At 67.1% G+C, this 18,064-nt stretch carries 6 protein-coding genes and 1 pseudogene; 6 read left to right on the top strand and 1 reads right to left on the bottom strand.

What is annotated here, in order from left to right; genetic code table 11:
* Positions 1-3: 3 nt before the first annotated feature.
* From AB0H36_RS11795 to AB0H36_RS11770, 6 genes and pseudogenes are all read left to right on the top strand, one after another.
* Positions 4-3,408, top strand: coding sequence for a DUF6603 domain-containing protein (locus tag AB0H36_RS11795; protein WP_360520271.1), 3,405 nt, complete (start codon positions 4-6; stop codon positions 3,406-3,408).
* Entirely contained in the window at positions 3,405-6,713 is a 3,309-nt protein-coding gene (locus tag AB0H36_RS11790; protein WP_360520269.1) for a hypothetical protein, read from the top strand. The genes AB0H36_RS11795 and AB0H36_RS11790 overlap by 4 nt, the downstream gene beginning before the upstream one ends.
* Positions 6,710-12,226 (top strand): hypothetical protein, encoded by a 5,517-nt coding sequence (locus tag AB0H36_RS11785; RefSeq protein WP_360520267.1) that lies wholly within the window; start codon positions 6,710-6,712, stop codon positions 12,224-12,226. The genes AB0H36_RS11790 and AB0H36_RS11785 overlap by 4 nt, the downstream gene beginning before the upstream one ends.
* Before the next feature lies 1 nt (position 12,227).
* On the top strand, positions 12,228-14,096 hold the full coding sequence (locus AB0H36_RS11780; protein ID WP_360520265.1) for a hypothetical protein: 1,869 nt from the start codon (positions 12,228-12,230) through the stop codon (positions 14,094-14,096).
* A gap of 87 nt (positions 14,097-14,183) precedes the next feature.
* Complete coding sequence (locus AB0H36_RS11775) at positions 14,184-14,720, top strand: hypothetical protein (RefSeq protein WP_360520263.1); 537 nt, start codon at positions 14,184-14,186, stop codon at positions 14,718-14,720.
* A 293-nt stretch (positions 14,721-15,013) separates the two neighbouring features.
* A pseudogene (locus AB0H36_RS11770) lies at positions 15,014-16,300 on the top strand (IS3 family transposase).
* 154 nt (positions 16,301-16,454) lie between these two features.
* Here the strand turns inward: AB0H36_RS11770 and AB0H36_RS11765 are convergent.
* Positions 16,455-18,020, bottom strand: a complete 1,566-nt coding sequence (locus AB0H36_RS11765) for an IS1182 family transposase (RefSeq protein ID WP_360520261.1) — start codon at positions 18,018-18,020, stop codon at positions 16,455-16,457.
* Positions 18,021-18,064 lie beyond the last annotated feature (44 nt).

Raw genomic sequence — 18,064 nt, 5'->3', positions numbered from 1 at the left:
GTCATGGCCGAGGACCCGGGAACACTTGCTGCGATCGCGGCCTCGCTTGCCCGGGTCGTCCAGCCGCTCGAGGACCGGCTTGCCGGTGGTGACTTGAGGCTCCTCCTGGCCGAGCTCGGGCTCAACCTCCCGCCCACCATCGACGCGGACGCGGCGCTCGGCGCAGCCGGCCAGGCCGCGATGCAACGACTCACCGACCTGCCGACGATCATCACCGCGCTGGCAGAGGCCGTGTCGGACGAGGACACCGCGGCGATCGTCGGCAAAGCGCTGGAGCTGGCCAACGCTGTCGGCGGCGTGATCAAAGACCTCACCTCACTCGCGAATACGATCAAGTCGTTGGCAGGGACCGGCATCCCGGCGGCAGAACTGAATCAGTTCGCCGACCAACTCCCCGGCCGGCTGGTCGACTACCTCGTTGTCCGCAACCTCGAAGAGCTTCCGGGTGTCGCCGCCGCGCTCGACTTCGTCGGGTTCATCGAGCGGATCGACGTACCGGCTGCGGATGCGGCACATCCCGCGTTTGTCCGCCGGGTCGTGCAGATCGGGCAGTTGACCGCGTTCCTCGCTGACCCGGCCGCGCAGCTCAAGGCGAAGTATCTGTGGGGCGATCCGGCGTTCACCGGGCTCCCGTTGCTGCAGAAGATCACCTCCCTGTTGACCGGTGCGGGCGTTCCGGCGGTGCTCGACCTCGCCGGACCGACGCCCGTACTGGATGTGATGGTGCTGGAGGTCAGTCCGAAGCTGGATGCGCCCGTGGGCCTGCGAGTGCGGATCGCCCACCCGCTCGTGATCGACCCGGCGCCGTTCAGCCAGGACGACTGGGAAATCAGCATCAGCCTGAACACGCAGCTCGAGCCCGGGGTCGAGATCATCATCCAGCCTGATGACGGGGTCTTCCTGAAGCCGATCGGCACGACACCGGTTCAAGGCGACCTGGCCGTGTGCTGGCAGGGCGGCAGTCCGACCGGGACGCCGTACGTCGTGATCGGGGAGCCTGGCGGGAGTCGGCTGGAGGTGCGGCAGTTCGGTGCGACGGCAAAGGTCGGGTTCGCGTGGAACTCCGCGCTGAGCCGGGGCGAGGGAACGTGGAAGATCGGTGGCGAGGTGAAGGGCGGCAAGCTCGTCGTGTCGCTGGCCGGCGCCGACGGGTTCCTGGGCAGCATTCTCGGTGGCTTCGGCCTCGAGTCCGATTTCGACCTGGGCCTGGGATTCTCGTCGGCCGAAGGGCTCTTCTTCTCCGGCTCGGCCACCCTCGACATCCAGCTGCCACTGCATGTGCAGCTCGGGCCGGTCGAGTTGAGTGCGCTGACCATCACCGTGGGGCTCGGCGATTCCAGCTTCCCGATCGGACTGAGGACCAACCTCAAGGCGGCGCTCGGTCCGCTGCAAGGCGTCATCGAGCAGGTCGGTGTCGGCGCGGAGGTCAGCCTGCCGGCCGACCGCCAGGGCAATGCCGGACCGGTCGACTTCGAGCTGAAGTTCCTGCCACCCAAGGGCGTCGGGTTGTCGCTGGACGTCGGGGTGGTCAAAGGCGGCGGCTATCTGTTCATCGATCCCGAGCGCGGTGAGTACGCCGGTGCGCTCGAGCTCGCGCTGTTCGGGGTCGTCACGGTCAAGGCAATCGGCATCATCAGCACGAGAATGCCGGACGGGTCGACGGGATTCTCGCTGCTGATAGCGATGTCGGTCGAGTTCGGCACCGGGATCCAGCTCGGCTTCGGGTTCACCTTGCTGGCGGTCGGCGGCATCGTCGGGCTGAACCGGACGATGAACCTGCAGGCGCTGGCCGACGGCGTGCGGACCGGCGCGATCGAATCGGTGATGTTCCCGCGCGACATCATCGCCAACGCGCCGAAGATCATCAGCGACCTGCGCGCGTTCTTCCCGCCGCGGAGCGGCAAGTTCCTGATCGGGCCGATGCTCAAGCTCGGCTGGGGTACGCCGACGCTGGCCAGCATCTCGCTCGGGATCATCATCGAGATCCCCGGCAACCTCGCGATCGTCGGGGTGGTGAAGGTCGCGATCCCGGCCGACGACGTGGCGCTGATCGTGTTGCAGGTCAGCTTCATCGGGGCGATCGAGCCGGACAAGAAGCGGGTTTGGTTCTTCGCGTCGCTGTTCGAGTCGCGGATCGTGTTCCTCACCATCGAAGGCGAGATGGGGTTGCTGGTTGCCTTCGGCGACGATGCGAACTTCGTTCTCAGCGTCGGCGGCTTCCATCCGCGGTTCGCGCCACCGCCACTGCCCTTCCCGAGCCCGCGGCGGGTGGCGATCGACCTGATCAACACCCCGGTCGCCCGGGTGCGGATCGAGGGCTACTTCGCCGTCACCACCAACACGGTCCAGTTCGGCGCCCGGGTCGAGGTCTTCTTCGGGCTGAGTGCGCTGAACGTCCAGGGTCATCTCGCGATCGACGCACTGTTCCAGTTCTCGCCGTTCTACTTCGTCGTCGAGATCTCCGCCTCGTTCTCGGTGAAGGCCTTCGGAGTCGGGGTGTTCTCCGTCGGCGTCCGTGGGACCTTGCAAGGACCGGCGCCGTGGAACATCAAGGGCCACGGGTCGATCTCCTTGCTGTTCTTCGATATCGGTGTCGACTTCGAGAAGACCTGGGGAGACGCCAGGAACACCGAGCTGCCACCCATCGCGGTGCTGCCGATCCTCGAGGGTGAGCTGAAGAAGGTCGAGAACTGGCGCGCGATCCTGCCGGCCGGCACCAACCTGCTGGTGTCGCTCCGGCCGATGCCGGCGGCGGAGGCAGCGCTGATCCTGCATCCCGTCGGCGTACTGCGAATCTCGCAGCGGGCGGTGCCGCTCGACCTGAAGCTGGACAGGGTCGGCGCGCAGAAGCCGAGCGACGTGAACAAGCTGTCCGTCGTGGTGACCGGCGGCGGTCTGGCCCGGAAGGACGATGCCTTCGAGCCGTTCGCACCCGCGCAGTTCCAGAACTTCACCGACGCGGAGAAGTTGTCGAAGCCGGCCTTCGCGCCGGAGCACTCCGGTGTCGACCTGTCGGCCGCGGGCAACGACGTCCGTTCGTCGGTCATGGTTCGCCGGGTGGTCCGGTACGAGGAGATCATCATCGACACCTTCTACAAACGGTTCGCCCGCCGGTTCCGTGGCTACTTCGGCGTGCTGTTCGGCTTCTTCCTGAATGGCGCGGCGGTCTCGCGCTGCGAGTTGTCCAAGGCGGTCAAGACGAAACTGCAGCCGTTCGAGGACAAGATCGACGTACGACCGGAGACGTTCACGGTCGCGATGCAGTCGACGAACCAGGCGTACTCGGCCGATTCCAGGTCGTTCCACAGTGAGGCGAGTGCGCGGGAGTACCTGGCGAGTCAGGTCGCCGTGGATCCCGGCCTGGCCGACGCTGTCCACGTGATCCCCAGCTACGAGGTGGCGCTATGAGCCCGGCCCTGGGCACGTATTCGTTCCTGCCTTGGCTGCGGCAAGGACTCGCGAATCAGATCCAGTCGCCGGACTTCGCCGACGTCAAGGTCCGGGCTCAGATCACCGTGGATCTCGATGCCCGCGGGGAGAAGCTGGCCGGTGGCAGCCAGGGCACTCCGGTGGGCAGGCCGGTGTCCCTGTTCGGTCCCGGCGACATCGTCGGCATCGACCGGCGGGCCATCGTGCGGGTCGAGCCGCGGGACTGGATCACCAACTTCGAGCCGAATCACCTGCCGCAGATCGAGTTCTACGACGAGGACTTCCCCTGGCGCTACACACCGGCCGCGCCCGATGTCGCCCGCGGTCGACTCAGGCCTTGGCTGGCGCTCGTCGTACTCGCGGAAGGGGAGTTCACCGAGGGCACCGATACCAGGAGCAAGCCGCTGCCGTACGTCGATGTGCCCGACCTGGCGGTGTTCCCGAAGGCGGAGGAGCTTTGGGCCTGGGCGCATGTCCACGTCAACCGGAGCCTCGCCGACAGCGACGGCGAGTTCCGCTCGACCGACATGACGAATGTGATCCCGAAGCTGGTCGCGACCCTGGCCGAGAACCCCGACCTCGCCTACTCGCGGCTGCTCTGCCCGCGCAAGCTGGCCGAGAACACGGCGTATCACGCCTTCCTGATGCCGACCTTCGAGTCCGGTCGCCGCGCGGGCCTCGGGCTCGAGCTGGCGGATGTCGTCGCGACCATGTCGGCGTGGGATGCGGCGGCCAGGCCGCAGGGGCAGTCCTTTCCCTTCTACCATCGCTGGTTCTTCCGCACCGGGACTTCCGGCGACTTCGAGACCTCGGTGCGCCTGCTGGTCCCGCGGGTGGTCGATCCCCGGGTCGGCTTCCGCGAGCTGGACGTGCAGGAGCCGGGATCGACGGTCGACGGCGTCGACAACCCTGATCTCGGCGGCATCCTCAAACTGGGTGGCGCACTCCAGCCACCGTCGAAGGTCCCGCCCGAACCAGCTGACGTCTTCGAGCTGTGGGACGACCCGTTCCCGCGGCCACTGCAGCTGGACCTGGCCCGGCTGCTGAACCTGCCCGACGAGTACCAGCTCGCGGGCGATCCCGACCCGATCATCACTCCGCCGCTGTACGGAACGTGGCACGCCCTGACCAAGCGGGTCCTCACCGAGCACGACGGCGCGCCGATCACCCCGAACGACAACTGGGTCCACCGCCTCAACCTCGATCCCCGGTTCCGGGCCGCGGCCGGGATCGGCACGAGGGTCATCCAGGACCAGCAGGAGAAGTTCATGGACGCGGCCTGGGAACAGATCGGCAAGGTGCTCGAGGCGCAGCGCCGCATCTGGCTCGGCCAGTTCGGACTCCTCGTCTCGGATGTCTGGTACGACGCACACCTCGTGCCGGCCGTCGGCGTCAGCCGGCAACAGGGGTTGTTGCTCTTGGCACCGTTGAACAAGCGGATCGTGGGCGATGGGGTCACGCTGCACCACACGTTCCGCGAGGCGTTCGTGCAGCCCACCATGACGTCGTCCGCGCTGCGCCGGGCGGTCCGGCCGCGCGGTCGATTGATCCAGTCACTCCCGTTCGACGTCACGCATGCTCCAAACCAGTTGCTCGAGCGAGTCAACGACGAGGAAGTCAGTGCTGCCCCACCCAAGGTCGCGCCGGCCGGCGTGCTGACCGGTGAGGAGGCGGCTGCTCAAGCACAACCGGCCGACGTGCCGCGCGTCGTACTGGAATGGCTGAAGCGTTACCCGTTCCTGCCCGTGCTGGTGGTCTTGGCTGCCGCTGTACTTGGGGTGTTGCTCTTCATCCTGCTGCCGTGGCTCATCGGCCTGATCTTGGCGCTGTTCGTTCTCGGGGCCGGGTACCTGCTCTATCGAGTGCTGACCCGCTGGGCTCGCGCTGGCCAGGCGGCCGGCCTAGTTGATCTCACCGCGCTGACGCCGGAGCTGATCGACCAGCTGCCAGGCGTTTCGGACTTCGTCATCAGCGAGCCCGGATCAGGCGTCGTACGACGGGGGCCGGGAGCCGACAGCGTTGAGTCAGCGCGATTCAAGCAGGCTTTGCGAGACACGTTCGGCGGCGTGCAGCTCAGCGTCGAGGCCGGCCAACCGCCGAAGCGTCGCAGGCTCGATCTTCAGGGCCTCGCGACGTCGGCGATCGGGGCGGTCAAGCCGGTCCGGACGATCCCGAAGCGGGTGCTGTCCGGGATCGTGCTGCCGCCCCGGATCACCGATGACCTGGTCGAGCCACCGCGGGAGACGTTCGTCGAGCCGATGGCCTATCCCGTCATCGATCGGCCGATGTACGAGCCGCTGAAGAACCTGTCGTCGGAGTTGTTCCTGCCGAACATCAACCTGATCGAGCCGAACAGCATCACCTTGCTGCAGACGAATCAGCGATTTATCGAGTCGTACATGGTCGGCCTCAACCACGAGTTCGCCCGGGAATTGCTCTGGCGGGAGTATCCGACGGACCAGCGCGGCTCGACCTTCCGGCAGTTCTGGGACGTCCGCGGGTTCTTCAACGCCGAGAACCTCGACGACGAGGCGCTGAAGGAGAAGCTGCGCGACATCCCGCCGCTGCATCTGTGGCCGAAGGCCTCGCTGCTCGGTACGCACGATCATCGCGAGCTGCCCGGTGAGAACGAGGAGGAGCTGGTTCTGGTGATCCGCGGCGAACTGCTGAAGCGCTACCCGAACGCCGTGATCTACGCGCATCGAGCCTGCTGGCAGCGCAAGAGCGCGACGCCAGCGGACGCGAATCGCGAGCCCTGCGCACGCTCCGGCGCGATCGACAACACGGTCGAGCGGCGGCTCGTCTCGCTGACCGCGGCCGAGGAGGAGCGGCCGCCCACCAGCAAGATCCTCACTCCGCTGTACGAGGCCAAGGTGGATCCGGACATCTACTTCTTCGGCTTCGACCTGACCTCGAAGGAAGCCAAGGGCGAATCGGGTGAGGAGCCCGACGACGACCCCGGCTGGTTCTTCGTGATCAAGCAGCGCCCCGGTGAGCCGCAGTTCGGTCTCGACAACGAGCAGAGTCCAGATCTCCAGGTGTGGAACGACCTGTCCTGGCCGTTGATCCAGCCGGCCGCGGCCGGAGCGCATATCGACATCGCCAGTGCGCCGGCGCAGTTGAGCGTCGCGAATCCGGGCAGCTCGGACGAGAAGTATCCGCAGTACCTCGATGACAGGAACATCCAGTGGAACCGGAACACGATGAGCTCAGCTGATCTGGCTTACATGACCTTCCAGGCGCCGGTGCTGGTCGCCGTACACGCGCACGAGATCCTGCCGTGACCGACTTCACCGATCTCCGCGCACAGCTCCGGGACGCCCGGGAGCAGGTCAGCGGTATCGCGAGCCAGTCGGCCGCACTCGTCGAGCGGCTGAAGCAGATCGACGTACGCACGGCTCGGTTGAACCGGGTCGCCTCCGCCGGCAACGAGGAGTACGACGCGCAGCGGGCGGAACTGGAGCGGGACCGGCGTGAGACTATCGCGGCTCTCGAGGAACTCCGTCGTAGCCGTCGGGAGGCCGTCGCGGTCGAGGCGGAGCTGGCCGGGCAGTTCGGTCAGTTCACCGATCCGCGGGAGGGAATCGGGCGGCTGGACGACGGCGTCCCGATCCTGATGATGCCGGTTCGGGTGGAGACGCGCTTCAAGCAGGATGAACTGTGGGTCCGGGTGTTTCCGGATGATTGCTGGGTCGACGGGTTCGACCCGGAGCTATCCGAGACCGAGCTGACCAACGTACGCCGGTACTGGACCGGGATCTGGCAAGCGGGCGGGATCGAGGATCAGGAACGTGGCGCGTGGACAGTGCTGGTCGAGGCCCACGGTTCCGGGCGCGCTGGGTGGATCGTCGACGCCTACCAGCCGGCCAATCTTCCCGGCAAGCCGGTGAAGGTGCGCGCCGAGGACGTCGTACTCACGGTGCCGGTGGAGAGCGCGTTGGCCGACGCCGACGCGGTCGCCGACTACTGGAGAGAGCTGTGGCTCGCCGATAGAGCGGCGGCTGAGTCCGCGGCTGTGGAAGCCGCACTCGAGGATGCGGTGGGAGCGGCGCGGGCTGACGAGATCCGGGCCGGCTTTGTTCCGGCGAACTTCACCGCGGCCGTTGCCGGCGGGCTGACGAAAGCGGACGTCGCTGTCTCGGTGGCCTTCGTCGAGTTGCCTGCGACCGCTACGAGGGAGAGCGCTTGGTCCAGTGCGCCGCGGGCGACGATCCTTCCGGACCGGTTCGTGTTCCTCGGGTACGAGCAGGCCGGTGGTCAGCCGTCAGTGATCCGAGTCGGTACGCCGGTTCCGTCGCCGCTGGTGGTCGGTCCCGACCCATCCGCGCCAGCGGCGGAGCAGCTGCACCATGACGAGCACGGCAACCTGGTGATCCCGAACGAGCTCGGCTGGCTGGTGGACTTCGACGCGGCGGAGAAGGTCGGGATGGCGATGCGGATCCCGTTGACGCCGACGCAGGCGTCGCGCGGATTCGCTCGGGTGCTCGTGCTCGGCGTACGGCTCAGTGCTGACGAGGGCACCGCACAGACGGAACTCGAGACGTTGCTGCGGCACCATTCCTCCAAGGGGAGTGGGCTCGCGGTGGTGCCGCAGGGGACTCCCACCAACAACACCGAGGCAGTCGGCACCGGCTTCGATCGGCTGGACGACGCGGACGAGAGTTTCGACGACCGCCGGCAGCCGTTGTTCCTGGCGCAGAGCGGCTGGCTGGACAAGGCCGACGGGCAGTGGCTCGCGGAGTACCTCGGAGTCGATCCCGGCTTGTTCTCCACCACCCACGCCGCGGATGCGCAGGACCAGTTGACGGCGCGAGCGATGAACACCGCGCTGTGGCCGGCGACGATGGGCTACTGGATGGAGACGATGATGTCGCCGGTCTTCGACGACAGCGCGATCGAGACCACCCGCGAGTTCTTCACCCAGTTCGTGATCGGTGCCGGTGCGTGCCCCGCGATCCGGATCGGGCAGCAGCCGTACGGGATCCTGCCGGCGACGCCGCTGTCGCGGATGAACTGGCTCGAGCAGCGACCTGATCGAGTTCATGACTTCGGCCAGTTGCAGCGGCTCTACCGGATTCTGCTCGACATCCGGGCCGACTTCGACGGCATCGTCCCGAGCCTGTCCAGGGTCGGCGCGAGCGGCGATCCTCATGCGCTCCTGCTCGATGTTCTCGGTCTGCATCCCGGGTCGGTCGAGTGGTCGCAGCGGTACGCCGAAAGCCTCAAGACGCTGTTCAACCGGCTGAACCTGCTGGGATTCGGCGGCCTGATCCAGAAGTTGCTGATCGCGGCGCAGCGTCAGGCCGCCCGACAGAAGCTGACCGGCCTGGGTCACGCCGGCGAGGTCGACCCCAAGATCCTCGACCTCGTCTTCGCCGGCAAGCACAACCTGCTCAAGGGCGGCGTGATCGACGACGTACCGCTGTCGGAATCCGAGCAGCTCCGGACGTCGACCGACGATGGCAGGAACTACCTCGAGTGGCTGATCGATGCGGCCAACACCTCACTCGACGCGCTGTACCAGCAGAAGGGATTCGTCGACAACAAGCGTCCGGCCGCGCTCCTCTATCTGCTCCTCCGGCATGCGCTCCAGCTCGGCTACTCCGATGTGAGCATCCGGCTGCATCAGGACGCTGGGCTCTACTCGGCTGCGCAGGCTGCGATCGCCCGCGCTGACGAGCCGTTCCTGCATGTCCGGGACAACAACCTGGTCAGCGAGAGCCGCTATCAGCCGTTGTACGTCGCGGCGACCGAGATCACCGGGAATCCGGACACACCGGTGCACGAGTACATCGGCGAGCGGCTGCGGGCCCTTCAACTGCACTTCCACCTCAGCGATCAACTGGCCGCACTCGGCCGGCTGAAGGACCAGCCGACCGCCGTACTGGAGCGGGCGTTGGCGGACCACGTCGATCTGTGTTCCTATCGGCTCGACGCCTGGTTGCTCGGGCTGGCGAACGTGCAACTGGCGATGATGCGCGGCCTGCGCAACGGTTCGGAGACCCCGGCCCGCCAGGGCATCCACCTCGGTGGGTACGCATGGCTCGAGGACCTGCGGCCGGATAGGCGAGAGTTGACCCCGGTCGAGCTCGACGAAGAGTTGGCGGTCGTGTTCGGTGACGGTTCGCCGTTGCTTGCCGACAGCACCAATCAGGGCTACGTGCATGCTCCGTCGCTGAACCACGCGGTCGCGGCCGCCATACTGCGCAACGGCTTCCTGTCGAACGCCAGTCCGGCGAATCGGCAGACGATGGCCGTCAACCTCACCTCGGAGCGGGTCCGGGTCGCCCTTGGCATCATCGAGGGCATCCGCGCCGGGCAGAGCATGTCGAGCCTGCTCGGCTACCAGTTCGAACGCGGCCTGCACGACCGGCACGGGCTCGCCGAGGTCGACAAGTTCATCTACAAGCTGCGCAAGGAGTTCCCGCTCCGGGCGGACCGGATCAAGTCGACGAAGTCCGAACCCGGTGATGCGATCGACGCCATCGAGGCCAGGAACGTGATCGACGGTCTCGCCCTGGTCGAACACCTGGCGAGCACGCAGAAGTTCACCTACCCCTTCGGGAAGAACACGCTGCCGGACGCGAGCCCGGCCGAGGCCGCCGCGCTGAACGCTGAGGCGGACCGGCTCCGCGAGACGCACGACGCCGTCGCGGACCTGGCTCTGTCCGAGGGCGCGTACCAGGCCGTGCTGGGCAACTACGACCGGGTCGCTTCGACGTACGACGCCTATGCCCGCGGCAACTTCCCGCCGGAGCCGGACGTGGTCCGCACGCCGCTGAACGGAACGGGCCTGACCCTGCGAGTCGGTTTGCACCTCGACCCGGCCGCGGATCCGGCGACCTCGCCGGTAGCCGGGACCTCGATGACTCCTCGGGCAGTCGGCGAGCCCGGTGTGAACGCGTGGCTAGCCGGCGTTCTGCCGCCGCCGGATCAGATCGGTTGTGTCGCGTCGTACCGCTCTGCCGCGACCGGAACCACCGAGACGCTGGAGATCACGCTCGACCAGCTCGGCCTGCAACCCGCGGATCTGCTGGCCGTCATCCGGGAGGACACCGAGTCGTCGATCAGCGAGCTCGACGACCGCGTCGTGCAACGCGTGGTCGCCGACGCCGATCCGCGGCCGGACGTGCTGGTGACGATCGAGTACCTCACGACGCAGACAGCGCCGTACAGCGTCTTCGAGCTGCTGCCGGGTCTTCGCGCCGTACGGCGATTGACGACCAAGTCGCGGCCGCTTCGGTCCAGTGATCTGGCGCTGATGAACGAGTCGAGCAGCACGCAGGACGCCGCGCCGGAGTTCGACAAGGAGCGGCTCGACCGGGTGCGGAACGCGTTGCTGGATGTCCAGGCCGACCTTGCGGCGTACGCGGCGAGTATCGATGGACCTCTTGCGGATCTGGACAACCGGCGCGACGAGATTCTCACCGGGATCGACACGTTCATCGACGATCTGGCCGCGCTGCTCGCCAGGGTGGCGCTGTTCGGGATCCCGCAAGCTGGGTGGGCGTTCGCGTATGACTTCCGGCGGAACTGTTTCGCCACGATGCTGGCGCAGGCGGCGGAGCTGGTGACGCGGTGGGATGGCAAGCTTGCGGAGTTCGACGCGCGCGTTGCTGAGGCCGGGACGGCGGCGACGGACGAGGAGAAGTTCGAGCTGCTCACGCAGGCCGAGCGGGCGGTCTCGACGATCATCACCTCGCCGTTGCCGGCCTCACCCGCGACGTACGAGGCCGACCTGGTCACTGTGAAGAGGCCGGCGTTCGTTGCCAAGCGCATCGAATTCGACGCGTTCGAGGGGTCGACCCGGCGGGGTGTCTCGGCGCTGCTGGCCGATCTGCGGGCGGCGTTGCCGATCACGGACCTCGACTTCGTTCCCTTCGACCTCGGCACGCGCGAGGACGAGATCATCCGCTTCGCGCAGGACATCAGTGCCGTTGCCACCGTGCTCGGCGCCGAGGTCGATCGTCGCCTCACCGCATCGCAGGACCTGTTCGACGAACACGACGCGACGGCCGAGGCCAGTGCCAGGGTCGACGCGCTCGATCGGGCCGCGAAGGTTCTGCTGGGGGAGGACTTCCGGATCGTCCCGCGGTTCCGATTGTCGGCAGCGCAGGGCGACGAGCTGGCCAACGCGCACGCCGACTCGGCGTCGAACCGCTTGTTCCGGCACCTCACCACGCCGGCCGATCCGGCCGTCGACCCGGTCGATTTCCCGGTCGACGAGTGGATGTACGGCGTCGCCCGGGTGCGCGAGAAGCTGAATGCCTGGGAGCAAACGGTGATGTTCACCGGAGCCCTCGGTCGCCCGGAGCCGGAGCTGACCGCGATCCAGTTGCCGTACGTTCCCGATGATCACTGGCTGGGGCTCGACTTCCCAGCGGACAAGAAGCTGGACAGTGACCGGCTCCTCTACACCGCCCACTACTCCACGCCGTTCGACAAGACGAAGCCACAATGCGGGATGCTGCTCGACGAGTGGACCGAGACGATCCCTGACCAGAGCATCGACACCGGCATCGCCTTCCACTACGACCGGCCCAACTCCGAAGCGCCGCAGACGATGCTGCTGGTGACGCCGTCGGAGTTCCGTGGCGCGTGGCAATGGAACGACTTGGTCGACGCTCTGAACGAGACGCTGGACCTGGCCAAGAGCCGGGCCGTGGAACCCAAGCATCTGGACTCTTCGCCGTACGCGCCCTTCTTGCCCGCGACCGTGCTCGCCACCCAGGTCAGACAGCTCACGATCGCGATGGATCTTGCCCTCAACAACAAGATCGCCCTGCTGGAGGACTGACATGCCGTTCAGCATCACGCGCAACCTCGGCTCGGTCATCGCGAAGAAGTCGCGGCCCGCGATCACCATCTGGAACCGGCTCGAGGGCCGGCCGCGAGCGGAGAACTTCGACCGCGCGCTCCGGGCCGAGGTCCGTGATGCGTTGTGGATGCTGACCCGGCAGTGGCAAATGGGCGAGTTCCGGGGCGACGATGCGGGCTCGCCGATCGACGTGAAGGTCCATCTGGAGACGACGAAGCTGCAGAAGTACCAGGCGGTGCTCGGGCCGGTCGAACCCTTCAACGACCAGATCCCGCTCGAGGCACACGTCGAACGGATGGCGTTGGCGATCGCGCAGGGCGGCCATGAGATCGCGCTCGACCTCCGGCTGCTGCTCGGTCGGCAATGGCTGAAGCTGATCCGCAGTGTGTCGCCGGCGCCGCTGGTTGCCGAGCAGTTCATCGGCCAGTACCCGATCCACGTGCCGGATCCGACGGACCTCGCTGATGCGCCGACGTGCGCGCACCCCGAGGCATGGTCGAGCTTCGCAGCCGTCGCCACGCGGCGGATGGACGGGGTCAAGCTCCTCGACCACCTCGCCTCTGCTGGGAATCATGCGTACGACGGGATCCCGGCGCTGGTGGGGATGGAGGCCCAGGTCGACGTCGTCGCGGAGCGGTTCGGTCGGTGGTTCCGGCGCGTGTTTCACCAGCCGGCCGGACCGGGTGCCTGGCAGAAGGAGCGGCTCGAGTACCAGTTCGCGGTGTCGGCGCCGTACGGCGAAGCGGAGAAGGTGCTGGCCGCGGAGGAGTACTACCAGGGTCATCTCGACTGGTACAACTTCGATGTCGACCCGACGCGGGAAACACTGGGCGACCTCGATCCGGCGGCTGTTCCGCCCAAGCCGCACACCTTGTCCATGTTGCCGACACAGGCGACGTTCAACGGGATGCCGAACACGCGCTGGTGGCGATTCGAGGACTCCCGGACCAACTTCGGCGATATCAAGCCGGACACCACCGACCTGGCGAAACTGCTGCTGATCGAGTTCGGGCTCGTGTTCGCCAACGACTGGTTCGTCGTACCGTTCACCGTGCCGGCCGCGACCATCGCCGAGATTCGGGGCATGGCGGTGACGAACGTGTTCGGCGAGCGGACGTGGGTCGAGGCGGCCGGCCGTGGCGACGACGATGACTGGCAGCGCTGGGCGATGTTCCTGGTCTCGATCCGCGGTGAGGGTCATCAGCCGGCCGACCGTAGCCTGTTGCTACCGCCGGCGGCACGGCAGGTCCTCGAAGGACGGCCGCTCGAGCAGGTGATGCTCGGCCGGGACGAGATGGCCAACATGGTCTGGGGAATCGAGCAGACGATCGCTCTCCCGTCCGGTGACCCCGCGAACGGGCGGGAGGCGGCGGAGCAGACGCGCGCGTTCTTCGAAGCCGACTTGGAACGCCGCCTCGGCGCACCACCCGAGCCGCTGCCGCCGGCGGAAGGCGCGAAGATCCGCTACAAGGTGATGAGCTCGGTCCCGGAGAACTGGATCCCGCTGATCCCGGTCCATGTCGAGGGCGACAACCGGGAGGTCCAGCTCCAGCGGGCAGCGATGCTCCGGATCATGGAAGGGGACACCGCACCCACCCCGGAACCCGTTCGTCCGCGGACCTCGCTGCTCCGGCCTGGCCTCGAGGACACTCCGCCAACGGGCTATCTCCTGCACGAGGAGGAGGTCCCGCGCGCCGGAACTGTCGTGTCGACCAGCTTCGAGCGAACCCGCTGGAATGCGGGCCGCGCGTTCGTCTGGCTCGGGGTCCGCAAACAGACCGGCCGTGGCGAAGGCTCCAGCGGCCTGGCCTTCGATTACCTGGCCGACGTACCGCCGCCCAAGGACTGACACTGACACGCCTGTCGTTGACCCGTCGGAAGGGGCCTCCTCGACTGCCGAGTCGTAGAAAAGTCTTTCCGCTATGCAGAATTCGAGGTGCTGGTGGGGATCGAGGCACTCGCTGCTCGCCTGCGCGCCCAGCTGGATGATGAGGCAGTCATCACCGATCGCGCGCAGCGGCGGACGTACGAATGCGACGGCCTGACCCACCATCGGGTGGTTCCCGCGCCGGTGGTCCTCGCCGACGCGACGACCGCGGTCGCCGCGACGGTCAGACTCCGACGCGCCCTCGAGGCCGGCTGGGATCCGGCCGAGCTGACAAGCCAGTACAACGCCGCTGTCGCTGAGAAGCCAGCAGCCGAGGCCGGTATGGCAGCCATCGAGCCTCCGCAGCGGTTAACGGCCAAGGACGTTCGAGCGATGGTCGACCAGCTCGGAGACATCGGGCGAGTGCTCGACAGCGCGACGCAAGAGGACCTTGCTTCCCTGTACGACGCACTACGTCTGACGATCGACTACGACCACAGGACCCGGGTGGCTGAAGTGTCGATCACGCCTGCCCCGCGTGTGGATAGTGTGTGTGTCCGAGGGGGGACACGCACCTTAACCACACGCCTGGACCTGAGCGCCTGATCGATCGCTCGAACCCGCAAACCGCTGACTTCCAGCGAGACTGATCGATGCTCGCCAGTGGCTCGCGATGTTGCCGCCGATCTGCCCTTTCCCCAGATTGCGCTGTGCATCCCCTCGCAAGGTGGGCGTCCACCCCTATCGCGCCTTCCCGAAGGTTGGGCGACCTCACGTTCGCAGCTGCGTGACGTCGTCGAAGCCACTGACGATGTGCCTGCATCCGACGCAGGTTGACGCTTACCTGAACCGCCCCAGGTTTGATGCCGCATCTTTCTGAGTTTGGAAGGATGCAAGACGTGCCGAAGAAGATCGATCCCGAGGTCCGTGCCCGCGCTGTCCGGCTGGTCAATGAGCATCTGTCGGAGTACTCGTCGTTGACGGCTGCGGCGGAGGCGGTGGCCAAGCAGGTCGGTGTGGCGAAGGAAAGCGTGCGCCGTTGGGTGTTGCAGGCCCAGGTGGACGCTGGTGATCGTGAGGGTCAGACGGGCGTGGAGTCGACGGAGATCAAGGCGTTGAAGGCGAAGGTTCGCCGGCTGGAGGAGGACAACGCGATCCTCAAGGCTGCAACGGTCTTCTTCGCCGGGGAACTCGACCCCCGCAACCGCTGATCATGGGTTTCATCGACACCATGAGAGCCGAAGGTCGCGCGGTCGAGTCGATCTGCCGGGTCCTGCGTGAGCAGGGCTGCCAGGTCGCCGCGCGGACCTACCGGTCCTGGAAGCAGCCTGACCGCCGGGTCGCCGCGCGGACCCTCACCGACGCGCAGGTGGTCGACGCTGTGCGCAATGCTGCCTGGCAGCCCGAGGCCAAGACCGGGGCGCCGAAACTGACCGCGGAGGGCCTGTACGGGCGGCGGAAAATGACCGCCCTGCTGCGCCGCACGAGCATGCCCCAGGCCTCCTTCGGCGCGGTGGATCGGGCGATGCGCACGCTGGGGCTGGTCGGGGTGCGGCGCGACAAGGGCGTCCGCACCACGATCCCGGCCAAGGACGCGTTGCGGGCCGGTGACCTGCTCGACCGGGACTTCACCGCCGACGCGCCCAATCGTGTGTGGGTCACCGACTTCACCTATGTGAAGACGTGGGCGGGGTTCGTCTACGTGGCGTTCATCCTCGACTGCTTCGCCCAACGCATCGTGGCCTGGCACGCCTCGACGAGCAAGCAGACCGACCTGGTGATGACGCCGCTGCGGATGGCGCTGTGGCAACGCGACCGCGAAGGCCACCCCACCATCGCGGGCGAACTGATCCACCACAGCGATAGCCGGGAGTCAATACACATCCATTCGGCTGGCCGAGCACCTCGAGCTCGAGGGCATCCGGCCCTCGATCGGGTCGGTCGGCGACGCCTACGACAACGCTTTGATGGAAACCATCAATGGCCTCTACAAGGCCGAGTGCATCCGCACCACCGTCTTCCACGACGGACCGTACAAGACCATCGCCGACGTCGAGTACGCCACCGCCGGCTGGGTCGACTGGTACAACAACCGCAGGCTCCACGGCTCTCTTGGCATGATGCCTCCCGTGGAGTGCGAGCAAGCCCACTACGCTGCCCTCAACCGAGCGCCGCAACCCGTATAAGAGCGGCAGAGAACCTGGGGCGGTTCACTTGCTGTGTGGTGGTCGATGGTGTCGGTGCCGGGGGTTGCCTGGTTCGGTGTGGTGTCGGGGTGTTGGTCGGGTCGCGGGGCTTGTGTGGGGGTGGTTGTGGGCGTTGCTGTGGGGGTTGTTCGGTTCAGGCGATGGCCCAGGTCCGGTCGGTTCGGGTGAGGCCGAGGTTGAGCAGTCGGCGGAGGTTCAAGGCGGCGGTGCGGGTCTGGAGCCAGGCGTGGTTCTTGGCGATGCCTCGGTAGCGGAGTTTGCGGTTGCGGCCGGTGACGAGCCAGGCGATGGAGCGTTCGACCATGGGCCGGTGTTGGCGGTAGTCGGCTTGCCAGGCGGGGTCCTTCGCGCGTTGGCGATGCTCGCGTTGCAGACCGTGGTGTTCGTGCAGTTTCAGGGTTCGGCCGTGTTTGGCGGTCGTGCACTGTGTGCGGAGGGGACAGTCGCGGCAGGCGGTGCCGAACACGACGTTGCGGGTCTTGGTGATCGTGCGGGTGACACCGTTCGGGCAGGTCGCGGTCCCGGTGGTCTCATCGACGGTGAAGTCGTCGATGCCGAACCCGCCGGGGACGGCGGGTTTGGTCGGCCAGGGTTTGACCATGGGGGTGTGGCCGGCGTCGGTGATCGCCTTCAGCGCGTCCCCGGTGCCGTAGGCACTGTCGCCCAGCACGTCCACCGGCTGCTCGCCGGTCAGGGTTGGATCGGCGGCCAGCAACCGGACACCGGTCGCGCCGTCGGCCGCGTCGGTGCCGCTGGCCTTGGTGAGCTCGGCAGCGGTCACGATCCCGGTCTCTGGCTCGACCGCGAGGTGCGCCTTGAAGCCGTCTTGGCGGCGGTGCACGGTCTTGTGGGCGTGCCGGGCGTCGGGGTCCACGATGCTGATCACCCGGTCCTTGGCGACCTTGCGGGCGATCTGCCAGCGGCCGTCGGTGCCGTCGCTGTCGTCGGCGGGTTCGACGTCTTGGCCGGCGATCAGTGCCAGCAGCGCCACCGTCTCGGTCTGCTCCGCGGTCAACTCCAAGGTCGTGACCTCGGCGAGCAGCGCGACAGCGTCTCGGACGAGTCCGTCGACCAGCACAGCGCGGGCTTGGCTGTCGTCCCAGGCGATCCGCGGTTTGCCCGGATCGTCATAGTCATGTGCGCTGCACTTCGCGGCCACGACCGCAGCCGCACCCGGGATCTCCCGGCGGACCTTGCGGATGATCGCGATCAACTGCGTCACGGTGTCCTGCGTGGCGACCGCGTCATCGAGGATCGTGGAGTCCAGCGCCCGCCGGTTCTTGCCCTTCAGCACTCCCGTCTCCGCGACCACCTTCAACACCGCATCGGCAATGCGGTGCGGGCTCTTCGACGCCGCCAGACGCCTGCGCCAATACGTCAGCGTCGAGGGATCGAACCCGGCATGACCAACCGGCAACCCGGTCGCAACCTTCCACCGCAGATCCGTCCGCACCGACGCCACAGCGTCTCGATCACTGAGACCATGCAGGGCCTGCAAGACCAGAACCGACGCGACGATGTCGACCGGGATCGACGGCCGGCCCTTGCCGGAGGGAAACAAATCCTCAAACATCCCCGTCGGGAACAGCACCCGGCGCTGATCGGCCAGCAACCGGAACACCGACCCCGGCTCCACCAGATGCCCCGCGACCGACTCGGCATCCAACAACTCACGCTCATCAAGCGGACGACCCTGCATCACCACATCGTCCCGGCCCCAAGAACACAGGGCCAGGACGACAC

It is taken from the genome of Kribbella sp. NPDC050820 (genome assembly GCF_040653975.1).
Classification (GTDB): Bacteria; Actinomycetota; Actinomycetes; order Propionibacteriales; family Kribbellaceae; genus Kribbella.
This window is presented reverse-complemented; position numbering and strand designations above follow the sequence as displayed.